This is a genomic window from Streptomyces sp. NPDC048825, from assembly GCF_043198355.1.
In the GTDB taxonomy this organism is placed as follows: Bacteria; Actinomycetota; Actinomycetes; order Streptomycetales; family Streptomycetaceae; genus Streptomyces; species Streptomyces xiangluensis.
The window spans coordinates 89,638-106,553 of the sequence record NZ_JBICUR010000006.1 but is presented as its reverse complement, the minus strand read 5'-3'; the positions used below and the strand labels follow the sequence as shown (position 1 = coordinate 106,553).

18 protein-coding genes and 1 pseudogene are annotated in these 16,916 nt (G+C 68.7%); 13 read left to right on the top strand and 6 right to left on the bottom strand.

Features of this window, described 5'->3' with window-relative positions; genetic code table 11:
* The first annotated feature begins 65 nt into the window (after positions 1-65).
* The 9 genes from ACGFNK_RS16795 to ACGFNK_RS16755 all read left to right on the top strand — a co-directional run bounded on the left by ACGFNK_RS16795 (position 66) and on the right by ACGFNK_RS16755 (position 8,570).
* A complete protein-coding gene (locus ACGFNK_RS16795) occupies positions 66-1,256 on the top strand; it encodes an acyl-CoA dehydrogenase family protein (RefSeq protein ID WP_393416471.1) in 1,191 nt (396 codons plus the stop codon).
* Between the two features lie 23 nt (positions 1,257-1,279).
* Positions 1,280-1,564, top strand: a complete 285-nt coding sequence (locus ACGFNK_RS16790; protein ID WP_393416469.1) for a 3-hydroxyacyl-CoA dehydrogenase NAD-binding domain-containing protein — start codon at positions 1,280-1,282, stop codon at positions 1,562-1,564.
* A gap of 357 nt (positions 1,565-1,921) precedes the next feature.
* Positions 1,922-2,860 (top strand): hypothetical protein, encoded by a 939-nt coding sequence (locus tag ACGFNK_RS16785; RefSeq protein WP_393416467.1) that lies wholly within the window; start codon positions 1,922-1,924, stop codon positions 2,858-2,860.
* Between the two features lie 70 nt (positions 2,861-2,930).
* Positions 2,931-3,059, top strand: coding sequence for a hypothetical protein (locus ACGFNK_RS16780; protein ID WP_393416465.1), 129 nt, complete (start codon positions 2,931-2,933; stop codon positions 3,057-3,059).
* 397 nt (positions 3,060-3,456) lie between these two features.
* Complete coding sequence (locus ACGFNK_RS16775) at positions 3,457-4,218, top strand: DeoR/GlpR family DNA-binding transcription regulator (protein ID WP_393416463.1); 762 nt, start codon at positions 3,457-3,459, stop codon at positions 4,216-4,218.
* Positions 4,219-4,298: 80 nt separating this feature from the next.
* Positions 4,299-5,651 carry an ABC transporter substrate-binding protein gene (locus ACGFNK_RS16770; RefSeq protein ID WP_393416461.1) on the top strand — a complete coding sequence of 451 codons (1,353 nt, stop codon included), beginning with the start codon at positions 4,299-4,301 and terminating at the stop codon, positions 5,649-5,651.
* An 83-nt stretch (positions 5,652-5,734) separates the two neighbouring features.
* Complete coding sequence (locus ACGFNK_RS16765; RefSeq protein ID WP_393416459.1) at positions 5,735-6,694, top strand: carbohydrate ABC transporter permease; 960 nt, start codon at positions 5,735-5,737, stop codon at positions 6,692-6,694.
* The gene (locus ACGFNK_RS16760; protein ID WP_393416457.1) at positions 6,691-7,584 is read left to right on the top strand and encodes a carbohydrate ABC transporter permease; all 894 of its coding nucleotides are present in this window, start codon (positions 6,691-6,693) and stop codon (positions 7,582-7,584) included. The genes ACGFNK_RS16765 and ACGFNK_RS16760 overlap by 4 nt, the downstream gene beginning before the upstream one ends.
* Complete coding sequence (locus ACGFNK_RS16755; protein ID WP_393416455.1) at positions 7,581-8,570, top strand: zinc-dependent alcohol dehydrogenase family protein; 990 nt, start codon at positions 7,581-7,583, stop codon at positions 8,568-8,570. Before ACGFNK_RS16760 ends, ACGFNK_RS16755 begins: the two co-directional genes overlap by 4 nt.
* Positions 8,571-8,713: 143 nt before the next feature.
* On the opposite strand, the gene ACGFNK_RS16750 is transcribed toward ACGFNK_RS16755, so the two are convergent.
* From ACGFNK_RS16750 to ACGFNK_RS16740, 3 genes are all read right to left on the bottom strand, one after another.
* A complete protein-coding gene (locus ACGFNK_RS16750; RefSeq protein ID WP_393416453.1) occupies positions 8,714-9,007 on the bottom strand; it encodes a putative quinol monooxygenase in 294 nt (97 codons plus the stop codon).
* A 62-nt stretch (positions 9,008-9,069) separates the two neighbouring features.
* The gene (locus tag ACGFNK_RS16745) at positions 9,070-9,315 is read right to left on the bottom strand and encodes a hypothetical protein (RefSeq protein ID WP_393416451.1); all 246 of its coding nucleotides are present in this window, start codon (positions 9,313-9,315) and stop codon (positions 9,070-9,072) included.
* Positions 9,316-9,329: 14 nt separating this feature from the next.
* Positions 9,330-10,292: a carbohydrate kinase gene (locus tag ACGFNK_RS16740; protein WP_393416449.1), complete on the bottom strand. Its 963-nt coding sequence runs from the start codon at positions 10,290-10,292 to the stop codon at positions 9,330-9,332.
* 249 nt (positions 10,293-10,541) lie between these two features.
* On the opposite strand from ACGFNK_RS16740, the gene ACGFNK_RS16735 reads away from it, so the two are divergent.
* The 4 genes from ACGFNK_RS16735 (at position 10,542) to ACGFNK_RS16720 (ending at position 14,665) form a co-directional block, all read left to right on the top strand.
* The gene (locus ACGFNK_RS16735; protein WP_393416447.1) at positions 10,542-11,570 is read left to right on the top strand and encodes a sugar ABC transporter substrate-binding protein; all 1,029 of its coding nucleotides are present in this window, start codon (positions 10,542-10,544) and stop codon (positions 11,568-11,570) included.
* A gap of 140 nt (positions 11,571-11,710) precedes the next feature.
* Complete coding sequence (locus tag ACGFNK_RS16730) at positions 11,711-12,724, top strand: ABC transporter permease (protein WP_393416445.1); 1,014 nt, start codon at positions 11,711-11,713, stop codon at positions 12,722-12,724.
* On the top strand, positions 12,721-13,557 hold the full coding sequence (locus ACGFNK_RS16725) for an ATP-binding cassette domain-containing protein (protein ID WP_393416443.1): 837 nt from the start codon (positions 12,721-12,723) through the stop codon (positions 13,555-13,557). Before ACGFNK_RS16730 ends, ACGFNK_RS16725 begins: the two co-directional genes overlap by 4 nt.
* Before the next feature lie 76 nt (positions 13,558-13,633).
* On the top strand, positions 13,634-14,665 hold the full coding sequence (locus ACGFNK_RS16720; RefSeq protein ID WP_386336018.1) for a LacI family DNA-binding transcriptional regulator: 1,032 nt from the start codon (positions 13,634-13,636) through the stop codon (positions 14,663-14,665).
* Between the two features lie 248 nt (positions 14,666-14,913).
* On the opposite strand, the gene ACGFNK_RS16715 is transcribed toward ACGFNK_RS16720, so the two are convergent.
* The 3 genes and pseudogenes from ACGFNK_RS16715 to ACGFNK_RS16705 form a co-directional block, all read right to left on the bottom strand.
* A complete protein-coding gene (locus ACGFNK_RS16715; protein WP_393416441.1) occupies positions 14,914-15,888 on the bottom strand; it encodes a CU044_5270 family protein in 975 nt (324 codons plus the stop codon).
* Positions 15,881-16,498, bottom strand: a complete 618-nt coding sequence (locus ACGFNK_RS16710) for an RNA polymerase sigma factor (RefSeq protein WP_386336021.1) — start codon at positions 16,496-16,498, stop codon at positions 15,881-15,883. Before ACGFNK_RS16710 ends, ACGFNK_RS16715 begins: the two co-directional genes overlap by 8 nt.
* A 222-nt stretch (positions 16,499-16,720) precedes the next feature.
* Positions 16,721-16,891, bottom strand: a pseudogene (locus ACGFNK_RS16705) (dihydrofolate reductase family protein); the annotation flags it as partial.
* Between the last annotated feature and the right edge of the window lie 25 nt (positions 16,892-16,916).

Genomic DNA, 16,916 nt, shown 5'->3' with positions numbered 1-16,916 from the left:
GGGGCCGCCGGCCACTCCCCTAGCCGGCGGCCCCTTCCCCTCCCCTTCCGACTCTGGAGACTCTGATGCACGCTCAGCACGCCGCGCGCCCCGCCGACCCCCTCGACCTCGTGGAACTCGACAGCCTGCTGACCCCGGACGAGCGGGCCGTACGCGACGCCGTCCGCACCTTCTGCGACCGGCGCGTCGAACCGCACATCGCCGAGTGGTTCGAGCGGGGGTCGGTCGAGGACATCCGCGGGCTCACCAAGGAACTCGGCGAACTCGGCCTGCTGGGCATGCACTTGGAGGGCTACGGATGCGCGGGCATGAGCGCCGTCGACTACGGCCTTGCCTGTCTCGAACTGGAGGCGACCGACTCGGGGTTGCGCTCCCTGGTCTCCGTCCAGGGCTCGCTGGCCATGTACGCGATCCACGCGTTCGGGTCCGAGGAGCAGAAGGAGGAGTGGCTGCCCCGCCTCGCGGCGGGCACCGCCATCGGCTGCTTCGGACTCACCGAGCCCGACTCCGGATCCGACCCGGGCAGCATGCGGACCGCCGCCCGCCGCGACGGTGACGACTGGGTCCTGGACGGTCGCAAGATGTGGATCACCAACGGCTCGGTCGCCGACGTGGCGGTGGTCTGGGCCCGTACCGAGGACGGGGTCCGCGGCTTTGTGGTGCCCACCGACACCCCCGGCTTCTCGGCTCCCGCGATCAAGCACAAGATGTCGCTGCGGGCGTCGGTGACCAGCGAGCTCGTCCTCGACTCCGTACGACTTCCCGGTGCGGCCGTCCTGCCGGAGGTGCGGGGACTCAAGGGCCCGCTGTCCTGCCTCAACGAGGCGAGGTACGGCATCGCCTGGGGCGCGATGGGCGCCGCGCGCTCGGCCTTCCGGACGGCGCTGGCCTACGCGGGCGACCGGGTCCAGTTCGGCCGCCCGATCAGCTCCTTCCAGCTGACCCAGGCCAAGCTGACCGACATGGCCCTCGAACTGGCCAAGGGCACACTGCTCGCCTTCCACCTCGGCCGCACCAAGGACGACCGGGGGCTCAGGCCCGAGCAGGTCAGCTTCGGCAAGCTCAACAACACCCGCGCAGCGCTGGAGATCTGCCGTACGGCCCGCACGGTCCTGGGCGCGAACGGCATCTCCCTGGAATACCCGGTCATCCGGCACGCCAACAACCTCGAGTCGATCCTGACCTACGAGGGCACCGTGGAGATGCACACCCTGATGATCGGCCAGGCACTGACGGGGCAGGCAGCCTTCCGATAAGCACAACGCCCCCGATCCGCGCGGTGGGTGTCGTCGGCTGCGGCCTGATGGGCGCGGGCATCGCGGAGGTCTGTGCCCGGGCCGGTTTCGGCGTCGTGGTCCACGAGGTGGGCGAGGACGCGGCCAAGGCCGGCCTGGTCCGCATCACCGCCTCGCTGGACCGCGGCGTACGGCGCGGCAAGCTCACCGGCGCGGAACGCGATGCCGCCCTCGACCGCGTGCGGGTCACCGCCGACCTCGCGGAGTTGTCCGACGGGGAGTCGGGGCGCGGCTTCCACGAGTACGCGGCCGTCCTCGCCGCTCCCTGAGGACAGTGCTCCGCCGGAAAGGCGACCGACCCGGGATATTTGACTCTGTCGGCGAACGCTCCCGGTCGATGAGACTTCTCCCCAGAAGGCACACCTCGGGTCCAACGGCCCCATACGAGGGGGCATTCGGCTGGCCACAGCCAGATCCCGCCCCTGAAATCCAAGGACCCCTGTAGGTGGCACGTTCCGACGCGGCTGACCATGTCGCGGGTCCGTGAGGCGGATCCCATTCGCCACCTCATGCCCGGGGAGCCGCACACTCATGGTCGAACTCTGCTCGGGCCAGACATACGCAAGCCGTCAGCGTCCTTCCCCCCAACTCCGCGGCACCACCCGGTGCCCCGAAAAGGAAGCCGAATGAGCACTTACGCAGTCTCGCCTGCCCAGCGGGCCCCATCGCACCGCCGGCGACGCAATCGCACCCTCCTGCTGGTCACCATCGGCATCACCGCGTTGGCGGTCCTCGCCTACGTGCTGGTCAGGCCCGACTCCGCGAAGGCCGCCGGAGAGGACCTGGAGTACGTCGTGAACGCAGACGGCACGAGCGTCGCCTTCTTCGACCAACTCAACGACTTCGAGGTCCAGATGGACCTCACCGCCCTCAAGCAGGAGACCGGCACAGCGGAAAGGGCCGACGTCGAAGCGGCGTTCGCCGAAGCCAACAAGGTGTCCCAGGAGGTCACCGGCTGGAACCTGGAGAAGGACATCCCGAAGATGAAGGCGGAGGCCAAGCGGTTCCGCGACGAGATCGCCGGCGCGGACTTCGGGAACGTTCCCGAAGAAAACAGGCTCAAGGACATGACCGTCGCGCTGTTCGAGAACAGCAAGAGCAACCTCGGGGCGGAGTGCCGCGACCGCTGCCTTGCCTCCCCGATCGGCACCACGGTGGCCCGAACCGTGTTCCTGGGCGGCATCGCGACAATCGCCGCCCTCACCCTGTCGGCTGTCGGCGTCGCCGGACTCCCCGCCGCCGGGATCATGGTGGGCATCGTGTGGGGCGTCAACCTGATGATCCTGGCCACGGAGCTCTTCGACCGCCAGCGGGCCAACGCCGATGCCGCCCAGCAGGCCGCGGTGCGGCAGCAGGCCAACCACGCCCTGGTCCAGATGATGACCCTCGGCCGGACCGCCGTGGAGCAGGCCGTCGAGCAGGCCGGCGGCGACCGCAACCGAGTCAACGTCCAGGCAGAGCGCACCGCGAGGTCCGCGTACGCCCGCCAGAACGGCGGTGACCCCCAGCCCGAACCCGACCAGGCGTTCATCGACCAGATGGACATGATCCTCGACCAGGTCTGACAGGCCCGTGGACCACTGGAGTCCCGCCTCTGTGCCGACGACGGGCACAGAGGCGGGGCCCTGTCCATTCATGACACTCCTCGGGGCGGACTCCGCCCAGCTCAAGTTCCAGGAGTCGTTGCAACACCCCAGTTCCGCCGATGCGCTGCTCTGCCCGCCGACCCGGTTGCACATCCACCGCGGCCCGCTGCGTCCCTGACGCGCAGCGGGCCGCAATCATTTCCCGTGCTCTGCTGGCGCCGCCCGCCGTTCACCCGCTGCGCCGCGCGCATCAGCCGACCCCGCAGGTGGCCGGATGTCATCGCATGATCCCGGCCACGTGTCCGGATCCGTCCGGAAGAACGGGCAGCAAACGGGCACACACCCGCCGTCGAGCGGGCAGCAGCCTCCCGCCCCGCGGAACCCTCCACCGCATCATCCAGGGGCTCCTCACTCCGAAATACGGGCACATTCGGTCATGAACTGCATTACGACGAACCTGGTCAGTAGGGGCAATCCCCTTGTAGAAATTGGGCCACCGGAGCCCGATCGGGCCGGGCTCCGGGAAACAGCCGGCGCGGGTACAGCGCCCAGAGCCGTGAAACGGAGGTGTCGCCGTGGACGCCGAGGAACGAAGACGCGGAATTCTGGAAACGGCACGCCGTTCCGGATCCGTGGACGTCGGCAAACTCGCCGCCGAACTCGGGGTCTCCAAAGAGACCGTGAGGCGCGATCTGAACCTGCTGGAGGGGCAAGGGCTGGTCCGGCGTACGCACGGCGGTGCCCATCCCGTGGAGAGCGCGGGCTTCGAGACCACGCTCGCCTTCCGTACGACCGAGCACGTCCCCGAGAAGTCCCGGATCGCGGCCGCCGCAGCCGCGCTGCTCGGGGACGCCGAGACCGTCTACATCGACGAGGGCTACACCCCGCAGCTCATCGCCGCCGCCCTCCCCCGCGAGCGTCCACTGACCGTGGTCACCTCCTCGCTGGCCACCGCATCGGACCTGGCCTCCGCCCAGAACATCACCGTGCTGCTGCTCGGCGGCAGGGTGCGTGGCGGGACGCTGGCCACGGTCGACCACTGGGCGACCCGTATGCTCTCCGGCTTCACCATCGACCTGGCGTACGTCGGCGCGAACGGCATCTCCCGCGAATACGGACTCACCACCCCAGATCCTGCGGTCAGCGAGGTGAAGGCCCAGGTGATGCGGGTCGCCAAACGCCGGGTCTTCTCCGGTGTCCATGCGAAGTTCGGCGCCATGAGCTTCTGCCGATTCGCTGACGTGACGGATTTTGAAGCCATCGTCACCGACACCGGGCTGCACAGTTCCGAGGCCCACCGCTACGCACTGCTGGGTCCCCAGGTCATCCAGGCCTGAGCCGCAGTTCATCTCCCCATTACACCCCGTAAGGCCGGGGTCCTGGTTCCCCATGCCCTCGAACACTCCTGGAGTCAGTCATGCGCACACGAAGAATGATCCATGTCATCGCCACGGCCACGGCCGCAGGCTCACTGCTGGTCGCCTGTAGCGGGGCGGGCGGCTCCTCGAGCTCCGGTGACGGCGAGAGCATCAATGTGCTGATGGTCGGCAATCCGCAGATGGAGGACATCGCGAAGCTGACGAAGAGCACGTTCACGAAGGACACCGGGATCAAGGTGAACTTCACGATCCTTCCGGAGAACGAGCTGCGGGACAAAGTCACCCAGGACATCGCCACCCAGGCCGGCCAGTACGACGTGGCCACCATCGGCGCGTACGAGGTGCCGATCTGGGAGGAGAACGGCTGGCTGCAGGACCTGGGCTCCTACGCGGACAAGGACAAGAGTTTCGACAAGGACGATCTGCTCAAGCCGATGGTCAAGTCGCTGTCCGGTGAGGACGGCAAGCTGTATGCGCTGCCGTTCTACGGCGAGTCGTCCTTCCTGATGTACAACAAGGAGGTCATGGCGCAGAAGGGCATCAGCATGCCCGAAAAGCCGACCTGGCAGCAGGTCGCCGACATCGCCGCGAAGGTGGACGGCGCCCGGCCGGGGATGAAGGGCATCTGCCTGCGTGGTCTGGCCGGCTGGGGGGAGCTGGGGGCGCCGCTGACCACCATGGTGAACACCTTCGGCGGTACCTGGTTCACCGAGGACTGGCAGGCGCAGGTCAACAGTCCGAAGTTCAAGGAGGCGACGAAGTTCTACGTCGACCTGGTGCGCAAGCACGGGGAGGCGGGCGCGTCGCAGGCCGGGTTCACCGAGTGCCTGAACGCGATGAGCCAGGGCAAGGTCGCCATGTGGTACGACGCGACCAGTGCGGCCGGGTCGTTGGAGGACCCCAAGTCCAGCAAGGTGGCCGGCAAGGTCGGCTACGCCTACGCCCCGACGGTGGAGACCGCCAACAGTGGCTGGCTGTGGGCCTGGGCGTGGGCGATGCCCAAGACCACCAAGAAGGCGGACGCGGCCTCGAAGTTCATGCTGTGGGCCTCCAGCAAGGAGTACGAGGAGCTGGTCGGCGAGGAGCTGGGCTGGTCGCGGGTGCCGGCCGGCAAGCGGGCCAGCACGTATGCGAACCCCCAGTACGCCAAGGCGTCCGCGGCGTTCGGTGACGTCACCTTGCAGTCCATCCAGCAGGCCAACCCGTCCGACCCGGGTGTGCAGGCCAGGCCCACGGTGGGGATCCAGTTCGTGGCCGTCCCCGAGTTCCAGGACCTGGGCACCAAGGTGACCCAGGAGATCTCCGCGGCCATCGCCGGAAAGACCAGCGTGGACAAGGCGCTGAGCGAGGGCCAGAAGCTCGCCGAGGAAGTCGCCAGGAAGCAGAAGTGACCCTTGGACGCCCGGCCGGCCATGGGGCCGGCCGGGCACGGCACCGTCTCCCCTACCCGGCCGTCACCGGCCAAGGACAGTCCATGACCACGCTCACCGCTGCACCCAAGACCACACCGCCACCCGTGCGTACCCGCAAACCCACCGGCGTCAGCAAGTGGCGGCGGCGCATCCCGCTGCTGCCCGCGCTGATCTTCACCATCGCCGTCACGCAACTGCCCTTCGTGGCCACCCTCGTCATCTCCACCTTCCAGTGGAACATCCTCAGGCCGGGCGAGAGGCGCTTTGTGGGCCTGTCCAACTTCACGTTCGTCTTCTCCGACGAGCGGCTGCGCACAGCGGTGCTCAACACCGTCGTACTCACCGCATCGGTGGTCCTCATCAGCGTGCTGTTCGGCCTGGGCCTGGCGCTGCTGCTGGACCGCAGGTTCGTCGGCCGCGGCCTGGCCCGCACCCTGCTCATCGCCCCGTTCCTGGTCATGCCGGTCGCCGCCTCCCTGCTGTGGAAGCACGCCCTCTACAACCCCGACTACGGCCTGCTCAACGGCACCCTCAACGCCGTCTACCGCCTCTTCGGCGCCGACAACGGCCCCACCATCGACTGGATTTCGTCCTACCCGATGCCGGCCGTGGTGATCTCCCTGGTCTGGCAGTGGACCCCGTTCATGATGCTGATCCTGCTGGCCGGCCTGCAGGCGCAGCCCGGTGACGTCCTGGAAGCCGCCCGCGTGGACGGCGCCTCGGCGCTGCAGACCTTCCGCCACATCACGCTGCCGCATCTGCGGCAGTACCTGGAGCTGGGCATCCTGCTCGGCACCATCTACGTAGTGCAGACCTTCGACGCGGTCTACAGCATCACCCAGGGCGGCCCCGGCAAGCAGACCACCAACCTGCCCTACGAGATCTACCTGACCATGTTCCGCAAGTACGAGTACGGCGAGGCGGCCGCCGCCGGAGTCGTCGTCGTCCTCGGCTCGATCGTGATCGCGACCTTCGCGCTGCGCACCATCGCATCCCTGTTCCGCGAGGAGATAGCCCGATGACCCACGCAGCCCTCCCCGCACCCGGAGCAGGGATCAGGAAACTGATCCGCCGCCGCGACCGGCAGGGCGAGCACGGCGGTGCGCCCAGACTGTCGCCGCTGTGGACGTTCATCGCCTGGCTCACCACCCTGGCGTTCTTCGCCCCGGTGGCCTGGATGGTGCTCACCTCCTTCCACCAGGAGGCCGACGCCGCCACCAACCCGCCCACCCCGCTGGCCGCGCTCACCACCGACCAGTACCAGCTGCTGTTCAGCCGGGACATCGCCCCCTTCCTCCTCAACTCGGCCATGGCCAGCGTGATTTCCACCCTGCTGGTGCTCGCCCTGGCGGTGCCCACCGCCTACGCACTGTCCATCAAGCCGGTCGCCAAGTGGACCGACGTGATGTTCTTCTTCCTGTCCACCAAGTTCCTCCCCGCGATCGCGGCCCTGCTGCCCATCTACATGATCGTCAAAGAGGTCGGAATGCTGGACAACGTCTGGACACTGATCGTCCTGTACACCGCGATGAACCTGCCGATCGCGATCTGGATGATGCGTTCCTTCCTCGCCGAAGTCCCCAAGGAAATCCTGGAGGCCGCCGAGGTCGACGGCGCCGGCCTGCTCACCGTCCTGTGGCGCATCGTCGCACCGGTCGCCATGCCCGGACTGGCCGCCACCTCGCTGATCTGCTTCATCTTCAGCTGGAACGAGTTCATGTTCGCCGTGAACCTCACCGCCACCCAAGCCTCCACCGCCCCCGTGTTCCTGGTCGGCTTCATCACCAACGAAGGCCTGTTCCTGGCCCGCCTGTGCGCCGCGGCCACCCTGGTCTCCCTGCCCGTCCTCATCGCCGGCTTCGCCGCCCAGGACAAACTCGTCCGCGGCCTGTCCCTGGGAGCAGTCAAGTGAAAGCCGTTGTCATCGAAGCCCCCGGCAAGGTCACCGTCACCACGGTGCCCGACCCCACTCCCGGGCCGCGCGAGGTCGTGGTCGATGTGGCGGCCTGCGGGCTGTGCGGGACCGATCTGCACATCCTGCAGGGCGAGTTTGCACCGACCCTGCCGGTCGTTCCGGGCCACGAGTTCGCCGGGGAGGTCGTGGGCCTCGGCAGCGAGGTCACCGAACTCGCGATCGGCGACCGGGTCGCCGTGGACCCCTCGCTGTACTGCAACGAGTGCCGCTCCTGCCGGGCGGGACGCAACAACCTCTGCGACCGGTGGCAGGCGATCGGTGTGAGCGTGGCCGGCGGCGCCGCCGAGTACGCCGTGGCGCCCGTCCCCAACTGCGTACGACTGCCGGACCACGTGGACGTCCAGGACGCGGCGCTGATCGAGCCGCTGTCCTGCGCCGTGCGTGGCTACGACGTGCTCAACAGCAGGCTCGGCTCCCATGTGCTGATCTACGGCAGCGGGACGATGGGCCTGATGATGCTGGAGCTGGCCAAGCGCACCGGTGCCGCCTCGGTGGAAGTCGTCGACGTCAACCCGGAGCGGCTGGCGACGGCCGAGATGCTGGGCTGTTCCCGGGCGGCGTCGTCGGCCGAGGAGTTGGCGCGGCCGGGTGGCTGGGACGTGGTGGTCGACGCGACCGGCAATGCCGCCGCCATCCAGGACGGCCTGGAACGGGTCGCCAAGGCCGGCACCTTTCTGCAGTTCGGGGTCTCCGACTACGCGACCACGGCCACCATTTCGCCGTACCGCATCTACAACCAGGAGATCACCATCACCGGTTCCATGGCCGTCCTGCACAGCTACGAGCGCGCGGCGGAACTGTTCGCCACCGGGGTACTCGATCCCCAGGTCTTCATCAGCCACCGCCTGCCGCTGACGGAGTACCCGCAGGCACTGGACCGGTTCGCAGCCGGCCAGGGACGCAAGATCGTTGTGCTGCCCTGACCCACGACGGCGGCTCGGTGGGACGTGTGGCACGTCCCACCGAGCCGTGAGCGCCCCACCGGCGCCGCCGCCTGAAACCGGGAGAAGCGATCAGGCGACGCCTGCGCCTTCGCAGAGCGGTCCGCGGTTGATCAGCGAGGCGGTCAGGCCACCGGATCGAGGAAGGTCAGCACGGAGGCGTCCTCCTCGATCAGCGGGGTGAGGGCGGCGTTGAACGGGCCGCCGTAGGGGGCGTTCAGGTGCGCCCGGAAGGCGTCCTCGTCCCGGTACACCTCGAAGATCCAGTAGGCGCGCGGGTTGACTGCCTTGGTGTAGACGTCGAAGGCGATGTTGCCTTCTTCCTCGCGCACCTTCATGGCGTAGTCCCCGATCAGGCGGGCGACCTCGTCCTGCGCCCCTTCGCGGGCGGTGAACTCAGCGAGCAGGGTTTTCTTCACGGTCTCGTGTCCTTGTCAGTCGTGGGCGGAGTCGAGGTGCCTGACGACGGCCTTGTCCAGCTTCACCGAGCCGTTCTCGGCGAATACGTGCACTGATCCGGCTGACCACGGATGGCGCCGCTGTAGTCCCAGTTGTTCATCCAGCCGGTCATGTACCGCTTGCCGCCCGGTGTGTTTTCCCAGGACACCGTCGCGAAGTGGTCCTTGCCGTAGTCGGCCCAGTCGGCGCGCTGCACGACGGACTTGGCGTGGGTGTCGGCGACGGTGAACTGTTCGGCCAGGACGTGGCCCCAGCCGGTGGTGTTCATCGGCTCGCCTGCCTTCATACGCCGTCAGCTGTGGCGAGCTGCGCCAACTGGCTCTGCCACGGCGGATTGGGACCGGCAACCGAGCAGGTCAGGGCCGCGACCCGGACGGCGAACCGGCATGCTTCCGCAACGTCGTCGAGACGGAGTTCCGTCAGCCGGCCGCCGAGGAGGCCGCGGGCGCCGAGGTGGTGCAGCAGCCCGGCGGTGAAGGAGTCCCCCGCCCCGACCGTGTCGACGACGTTCGTCGGCACGGCGGGCACCTGGATCCGTTCGCCGTCGAGCGAGGCCATGGCACCCTCGGCACCGCGCGTGATCACGACGAGCCGCGCCCCGGCCGTGTGCCAGATGTCGCACGCCTGCTCGGGTGGCGTGCCCGGCAGCAGCAGTTCCAGGTCGTCCTCGCTCAGCCGGAGCACGTCGGCTAGGGCGCACCAGTGCGCCAGCCTCGCACGGTAGATCTCGGGGTGGACGAGCAGTGGCCGGACGTTGGGGTCGATGCTGATGCTCGCTCGGGATGCGGCCGTCGCCAGGAAGTCCTCCACCACCGCCGCGCCGGGTTCTCGGACCAGGGCCAGGGATCCGGTGTGCACGCAGGCGGTTTCGGACAGGTCCACCCGTGCCAGTTCCTCGTCCGTCCACTGCCAGTCGGCCGTGTTCTGGGCGTGGAAGGAGAACGCGGCCTGCCCCTGGGAGTCCAGTTCCGCCACGGCCAGTGTGCTGGGCTCAGCGGCCTGGACGGCACACGACAGATCCACCCCGGATGCCTCCAGATGGGCGCGGAAGAGGCGGCCGAACACGTCGCCGGACAACCGCGCGAGGAAGCGGGCCGGGGTGCCGAGGCGGGCCAGGGCCACTGCCGTATTCGCAGGTCCGCCGCCGGGCAGTACGCGCAGGGCGAGTTCGTTCGAAGCGCTTGCGGGTTCGGCGAACGCGTCCGCGACGCACTCCCCCAGGACGGTGATCTGACGCAGGCTCATGGGCTGCTCTTCTCTGACGAACGTACGGGCAGACCGGACGCGTCGTGGCGCAGCTACCGGGCGGCTACGGGTGGGTGGCGGCGGCGGGCGTTGCCGATTTGTGACGAGTACAGGGCATTGACGTTTCCGTGAAGCGGAGTCCATCATCCTCGCCATGCAGTGTCAACGATGACATAAGTCAACGATGACACCTCGGGACGGCATGCTCCGATGCCGGCCGCGCCGCTCGTGATCCCGCAGGAGTCGTTCATGTCTCGCACCACTCGTCTCCCCGTTTCCCTCCTCAGAGCCGCCGCGTGCACGGGCATCGCGGCCCTCACCCTGACAGCCTGCGGACCCGGCTCCGGTTCCGGATCGGGTTCCGCAAGCGCCGGTTCGGGCGAGGTCAAGGTCGGTCTGATCACCAAGACCGACACCAACCCGTTCTTCGTGAAGATGAAGGAGGGCGCGGAGAAGGCCGCGAAGGCCGAGGGCGTCAAGCTCATGACCGCGGCAGGCAAGTTCGACGGCGACAACGCCGGTCAGGTCACGGCCATCGAGAACATGGTCGCCTCCGGCGCGAAGGGCATCCTGATCACCCCGAGCGACTCCAAGGCCATCGTGCCCGCGATCGAGAAGGCCAAAGCCAAGGGCGTCCTGGTCATCGCCCTGGACACCCCGACCGAGCCGGAAAGCGCGGTCGACGCGCTCTTCGCCACCGACAATCTCAAGGCCGGCGAGCTGATCGGTGAGTACGCCAAGGCCGCCATGAAGGGCAAGGCCGCCAAGATAGCCACCCTCGACCTGGCGCCGGGCGTGTCCGTCGGCGTCCAGCGGCACAACGGCTTCCTCAAGGGCTTCGGCATCGAGGAGAAGGACCCGTCGGTCGTCTGCTCCCAGGACACCGGAGGCGACCAGGCCAAGGGCCAGACCGCCATGGAGAACTGCCTCCAGAAGGAGCCGGGCATCAACGTCGTCTACACCATCAACGAGCCGGCCGCGCTAGGCGCATACACCGCGCTCAAGGCCAAGGGCCGGGAGAAGGACGTCCTGATCGTCTCCGTCGACGGCGGCTGCACCGGCACCACGGCCGTCAAGGACGGCAAGATCGCCGCCACGTCCCAGCAGTACCCGCTGAAGATGGCCGCCGAGGGCGTCAAGGCGGTCGTGACGTACGCCAAGGACGGCAAGAAGGCGTCCGGTTACACCGACACCGGCGTCACTCTGATCTCCGACAAGCCGCAGGACGGTGTCGCGTCCAAGGACACCGCCTACGGCCTGGAGAACTGCTGGGGCTGAGCCGCCCCCCGAGGACCGTACGACTCCGCATCTCCCCCCAGCGGGGCGGCCGGCCCCCACCCCTCCCCGCCCGGGGGACGGCCGCCCCCTCGTCCTCTTGTCCTTCGACAAGGACTTCTGTTTTCCGACAAGGACTTCGCATGACTGCCACGTCCACGCCCCCGAGCACGTCCTCGCCGTACGCCGAGCTCAAAGCGCCGACCACGGCCCGCAGACTGCTCACGGCACCGACCACCGGCCCGCTGGTCGCTCTCCTCCTGGCCTGCGTCTTCTTCTCCTTCTCGAACGACCAGTTCCTCACGGGCGGCAACTTCTCGCTGATCGTGCAGCAGGTCATGGTCGTCGGCACCCTCGCCATCGGGCAGACCCTGATCATCCTCACGGCGGGCATCGACCTCTCGTGCGGTGCCGTGATGGCGTTCGGCAGCATCGTGATCGCCAGGATGGCGGCCGAGGGCTCGCTGCCCCCGCTCCTCGCCATCGCCCTGGGTCTGGTCGTCTGCGGCGGCTTCGGGCTGCTCAACGGGCTGCTGGTGCAGAAGATCCCACTGCCGCCGTTCATCGTCACCCTCGGCATGCTCAACGTCGCGTTCGCGCTGACCCACATCTACTCCAACGAGCAGACGGTCACCAACCTGCCCGGCCCACTCACGGCCCTCGGGAAGACCTTCCCACTCGGCCGCACCGACATCACGTACGGCTCCCTGGTCACCATCGCCCTGTTCCTCCTCCTCGCGTACGCGCTGAGCAACACCGGCTGGGGCCGGCACGTCTACGCGCTGGGCAACAGCCAGGAAGCGGCGCGGCTGAACGGCATCCGCACCTCCCGGCTGGCCGTCGGCGTCTACACCGTGGCCGGCATCCTCTACGGCATCGCCGCCCTGCTGCTCATCTCCCGCACCGGAGTCGGCGACCCCCAGGCGGGACAGACCGACAACCTCGACAGCATCACCGCCGTGGTCCTCGGCGGCACCAGCCTCTTCGGCGGACGCGGTTCGGTCCTGGGCACCTTCATCGGCGTCCTCATCGTCGGCGTCTTCCGCAACGGCCTGCAGCTGATGGGTGTCGCCTCCATCTACCAGACCCTGATCACCGGTGTCCTGGTGATCCTCGCGGTGACCGTCGACCAGCTCTCCCGGAAGAAGGCCCGATGACCGCCACCTCCTCCCCCACCCCGGTGCTGCAGGCCCGCGGTCTGGTCAAGCGCTACGGCCACGTCACCGCCATCGACGGCGCCGACTTCGACCTGCTGCCGGGCGAGGTCCTGGCCGTCATCGGCGACAACGGAGCCGGCAAGACCAGCATGATCAAGGCTCTCACCGGCGCGGTGGTCCCTGACGCGGGCGAGATACGGCTCAACGGCAAACCCATCGCCTTCTCCGGCCCGCAAAGCGCCCGCGCCCACGGCATCGAGACGGTCTATCAGGACCTCGCCGTGGCCGCCTCCATGGACATCGCCTCGAACATGTTCCTCGGGCGCGAACTGCGCCGCCCCGGCGTCCTCGGCAGTGTCTTCCGCATGCTGGACAAGAAGCGGATGCGCGAGGAAGCCGCCGAGCACATGGCCGACCTGAAGATCGGCCTGCGCTCACTGACACAGTCGGTCGAGACCCTCTCCGGTGGACAGCGGCAGGCCGTCGCGGTCGCCCGTTCCGTCGCCTGGGCCCGCAGCGTCGTCGTCATGGACGAACCCACCGCCGCCCTTGGCGTCAAGGAATCCGGTCAGGTCCTGGACCTCATCCGCCGCGTCCGGGACAAGGGCATGCCGGTCGTCCTGATCAGCCACAACATGCCGCACGTCTTCGAGATCGCCGACCGGATCCACGTCCACCGGCTGGGCCGGCGAGCTGCCGTGATCAAGCCCTCCGACTACTCCATGGCGGAGGTCGTCGCCATCATGACCGGCGCGCTCACCGTCGACGAGGCCGGAGGTACGGTCGTAGCGGATTCCGAGGCGGCGAAAGCCGCAGGCGTCCAGGCCAACTGACGTACAGCTGAAGCTACTCACAGGTTCCGGCCGGGGCCACGGCCGGAACCGACGAGCACAGGAGACCGTTTCCTCTATGGCAGCGAACCGCCGCCCCACCCTGGCAGACGTCGCCCGAGAAGTGGGCGTCAGTGCCAAGACCGTCTCCCGCGTCCTCAACGAGGACGGACCCGCCTCGGCCCAGACCAGGGAGCAGGTGCTCGCCGCAGTGGCCAAGCTCGGCTTCCAGCCGAACCTCATGGCCCGCAACATCCGCGTCGGCGGACCCGACACCACCGTCGGACTGGTCATCCCCGACCTCGCCAACCCCTTCTTCGGAGCCGTGGCGAGGAGCATCGAGGACACTGTCGGCGACCGCGGCCTGACCCTGCTCATGGGCTCCTCCGCGGACGATCCCGACCGCGAACGCGCGCTGACGGACAAGTTCCTCGCCCGCCGTATCAGCATCCTGATGGTCGTGCCGTCCGTCGGCGCCGACCACTCCCACCTCAAGACGCACCGCGCCGCCGGCCTGCCCGTCGTCTTCCTCGACCGTCCGGGCTCGGGCCTGTCCACGGACAACGTCGTCAGCTCCAACCGCGCGGGCGCCCACGACGGCGTCGCCCACCTGATCGCCCACGGCCACCGCCGCATCGGCTTCGTCGGCGACCTGCCCGTCAAGCTGTACACCCGCCGCGAACGCCTGGCCGGATACCGCGCGGCCCTGCAAGAAGCCGACATCCCCTACGATCGCTCGCTGGTCACCAGCGCCCACGACCGGGACGGGGCGTCCGCCGCGACCGCCCAGCTCCTGGGCCTGGCGGATCCCCCCACTGCCCTGTTCGCCGGCAACAACATCGTCGCGCTGGGGATCGTCACCGAACTCGCCCGCAGCAAGCGCAGGGACGTCGCCGTCGTCGCCTTCGACGACGTGGCGCTCGCCGAGGCACTCGAGCCGGCCCTGACCGTCGTCGCCCAGGACGCCGAAGAAATCGGCAGAACCGCAGCGACCACCGCCCTGGCCCGCCTCGACGGCGACCGCTCCCGGGCCCGCACCATCACGGTCCCCACACGACTGATCGTCAGAGGGTCGGGCGAGCGGCCTGCACCGGTGCTGCAGGGGGCTTGATCCTCTCGGCGGATCCTGCCGGGCAGCGGCGCACCGGGGCGGGGATGCAGTGCCGTGCCCGGACCACGGAGCCCTGTCCCGGCGGCGGCACAGCGGATGCCGGCCGCTGCCACTACCAGCGACGTTGTCCCACGTTCGAGGGGCGGCCTCCAAGAGACCGCCCCTGACCAGCCATCAGCCCGATACAGTCCAGCCGCCCGACCTCGTCCCAGGTTGGACAGCAAGATCCTGCTGGAGTACCAGGGGGCCTAGGGGCGCTGCTTCAGGCGGTCGACGATCGCCCAGTCCACCACGTGCGACAGCTGGATGTACGTCTTCTTCCCGGAACGCGAGGTCCGCTCGGCGCGGAAGCCCAGGAATTCATAGGACTCCGGGTCGAAGATGAGGTACTTGCCCTTCTCGGACGCGCGCTCGGGGTAGGAGATCCCCACCCCGGTGCGCCCGGCGGAGTCCTTCATCCCCGGGGTCGCCTTGACCCCGGGCACCAGGGCCAGCGCCTCGTACGCGGCGGGACGCAGTCCCTCGGGCAGCACCGGCCACTTCAGGAGCTCGCCGAGCATGAAGTAGGCGTCGTACCAGTCCCACGCGGTGAAGTCGTCGATCGACTTGTCGGACGTGCCGACGCCGATGATGCCCGAGATGAGCTTCTCCGGGTCGGTGGACAGCTTCTTCAGCTTGCTCCACTCCCGAGGCGGCCACACGCCCTCGTTCTTCCCCATGGGTTTTTCCCAGATCACCCGGCCGAGCTCCATGGTCAAAGATCGCTTGGAGCCGTCCACCGAGTCCCAGTTCACGTCCACATAGGTCTTGACCGCACCGGTCTTCCGCTCCGTCTCCTTGATGATCCGCTTCGAGTAGATGAACTGGTCGTCGCGCGGCGCCACGGGGTTCTCGTGCTTACTCGCCCGCGCTGCCGCCCCGTTCAGCACCGTCACGGCGGCAGCGTTGCGCATCGGCGGGGCGTTCGTGCCCGCGCGGTCGGTGCGGTCGCCCTCGTCGGCGCCGTCCGCGGTGATCAGCACCGCCGTGCCCGTAACCGCCATGGCGACCACCGCGGCTGTCGCGAGGCGCAGCGCGTGGCGGCGGCTGGGTGCGGCGTCGGGGTGCCGCTCCGTGCGCGTAATCGTGTTGAGCAGTCGGTGGCGGGCCCGCGCTCGGGTCGTTTCGGTGAGCGGGGCCGCGTCCGCGTTCCAGTCCCGCAGGAGTTCGAGTTCGTCAGTCATGGCCGGATGCCTCTCGCAGTGTCGTCGGATCGGATCCGCCCAACGCTTCGCGTAGCTTGCCGCGAGCCCGGTGCAGCCGTGATCTGACCGTGCCGATGGGGACACCGAGGGCCTGGGCCACCTCCTCGTAGCCGAGACCGCCCCACGCCACCAGCAGCAGCACGTCCCGGTGCCGCGCGGGCAGTGCGGCCAGTGCCGCCGCCAGCTCGCGGCGTACGGCCTGTGCCCCTACCCGGGCCGCAGCTCGGTCGGCCAGCGGCTCCTCGTGGTCGGCGGGAGCCGGGATACGGGCCATGGCCTTGAACCGGCGGGCCTCGGCCCGCCGGTGCCGGCCGACCAGGTTGGTCGCTATGCCGAACAGCCAGGGCCGGGCGTCGTCGCCCGTGGCCCGCGCAGGGTCGTACCGGTGCCGCTGCTGGAAAGCAGTGGTGAAGGTCTCCGCCACGAGGTCGTCGGCAGGCTCGCCGCCGAGCCTACGGGCCAGATAACGGTGTACCGCATCCGCGTGCCGGTCGAAGAGCACGGCGAATGCCTCGGGCTCATCCCGGGACCGCGCAATTACCAAGGCATCGCTCTCCGCCCCCGTGCGGACGCCTGGCTCGACGGTCATCGGGGCTCCTCTCGTCCTGGGAACGCTTCGAAGGCTTGGGCTTTCATCTCTCCTTCGCCCGTCGCCCCCGGCGAGTTCCCTCGGGGCCCCTGGCCGCTGGTCCCCAGTGCTGCGCCGCGGAAGTTCCTCGGCGCAGCACTAGCGCGCCACGCGGTAGCGGAGGTAGACGACTCTCGAGCTGAAGGTGCGGGTCTCGACGAGTTCGAGATCCACCCGGCGCTACAGCATCGTCTCGTACAGCCGTCGTCCCAACAGGTGGACGCCGACCTCTCGGATCTCGTCGGTGGCGAAGCGAAAGACCTCCTCGTCGGGCGCCGTCCAGTCGAAGTCGCCGTCCGGCCCGACGATGTAGCCGTCAAGTGAGACGCTCATCGAATAGGTCACGCTGCGCATCAGAAGTCCTCCTCGGTAACGGGTT

What these genes read in the sequence shown, in the direction of transcription:
- ACGFNK_RS16795 (WP_393416471.1), top strand. Translation starts at nt 66, where the DNA reads ATGCACGCTCAGCACGCCGCGCGCCCCGCCGACCCCCTCGACCTCGTG.
- ACGFNK_RS16785 (WP_393416467.1), top strand. Translation starts at nt 1,922, where the DNA reads ATGAGCACTTACGCAGTCTCGCCTGCCCAGCGGGCCCCATCGCACCGC.
- ACGFNK_RS16780 (WP_393416465.1), top strand. Translation starts at nt 2,931, where the DNA reads ATGACACTCCTCGGGGCGGACTCCGCCCAGCTCAAGTTCCAGGAGTCG.
- ACGFNK_RS16770 (WP_393416461.1), top strand. Translation starts at nt 4,299, where the DNA reads ATGCGCACACGAAGAATGATCCATGTCATCGCCACGGCCACGGCCGCA.
- ACGFNK_RS16765 (WP_393416459.1), top strand. Translation starts at nt 5,735, where the DNA reads ATGACCACGCTCACCGCTGCACCCAAGACCACACCGCCACCCGTGCGT.
- ACGFNK_RS16760 (WP_393416457.1), top strand. Translation starts at nt 6,691, where the DNA reads ATGACCCACGCAGCCCTCCCCGCACCCGGAGCAGGGATCAGGAAACTG.
- ACGFNK_RS16745 (WP_393416451.1), bottom strand. Translation starts at nt 9,315, where the DNA reads ATGAACACCACCGGCTGGGGCCACGTCCTGGCCGAACAGTTCACCGTC.
- ACGFNK_RS16740 (WP_393416449.1), bottom strand. Translation starts at nt 10,292, where the DNA reads ATGAGCCTGCGTCAGATCACCGTCCTGGGGGAGTGCGTCGCGGACGCG.
- ACGFNK_RS16735 (WP_393416447.1), top strand. Translation starts at nt 10,542, where the DNA reads ATGTCTCGCACCACTCGTCTCCCCGTTTCCCTCCTCAGAGCCGCCGCG.
- ACGFNK_RS16730 (WP_393416445.1), top strand. Translation starts at nt 11,711, where the DNA reads ATGACTGCCACGTCCACGCCCCCGAGCACGTCCTCGCCGTACGCCGAG.
- ACGFNK_RS16725 (WP_393416443.1), top strand. Translation starts at nt 12,721, where the DNA reads ATGACCGCCACCTCCTCCCCCACCCCGGTGCTGCAGGCCCGCGGTCTG.
- ACGFNK_RS16720 (WP_386336018.1), top strand. Translation starts at nt 13,634, where the DNA reads ATGGCAGCGAACCGCCGCCCCACCCTGGCAGACGTCGCCCGAGAAGTG.
- ACGFNK_RS16715 (WP_393416441.1), bottom strand. Translation starts at nt 15,888, where the DNA reads ATGACTGACGAACTCGAACTCCTGCGGGACTGGAACGCGGACGCGGCC.
- ACGFNK_RS16710 (WP_386336021.1), bottom strand. Translation starts at nt 16,498, where the DNA reads ATGACCGTCGAGCCAGGCGTCCGCACGGGGGCGGAGAGCGATGCCTTG.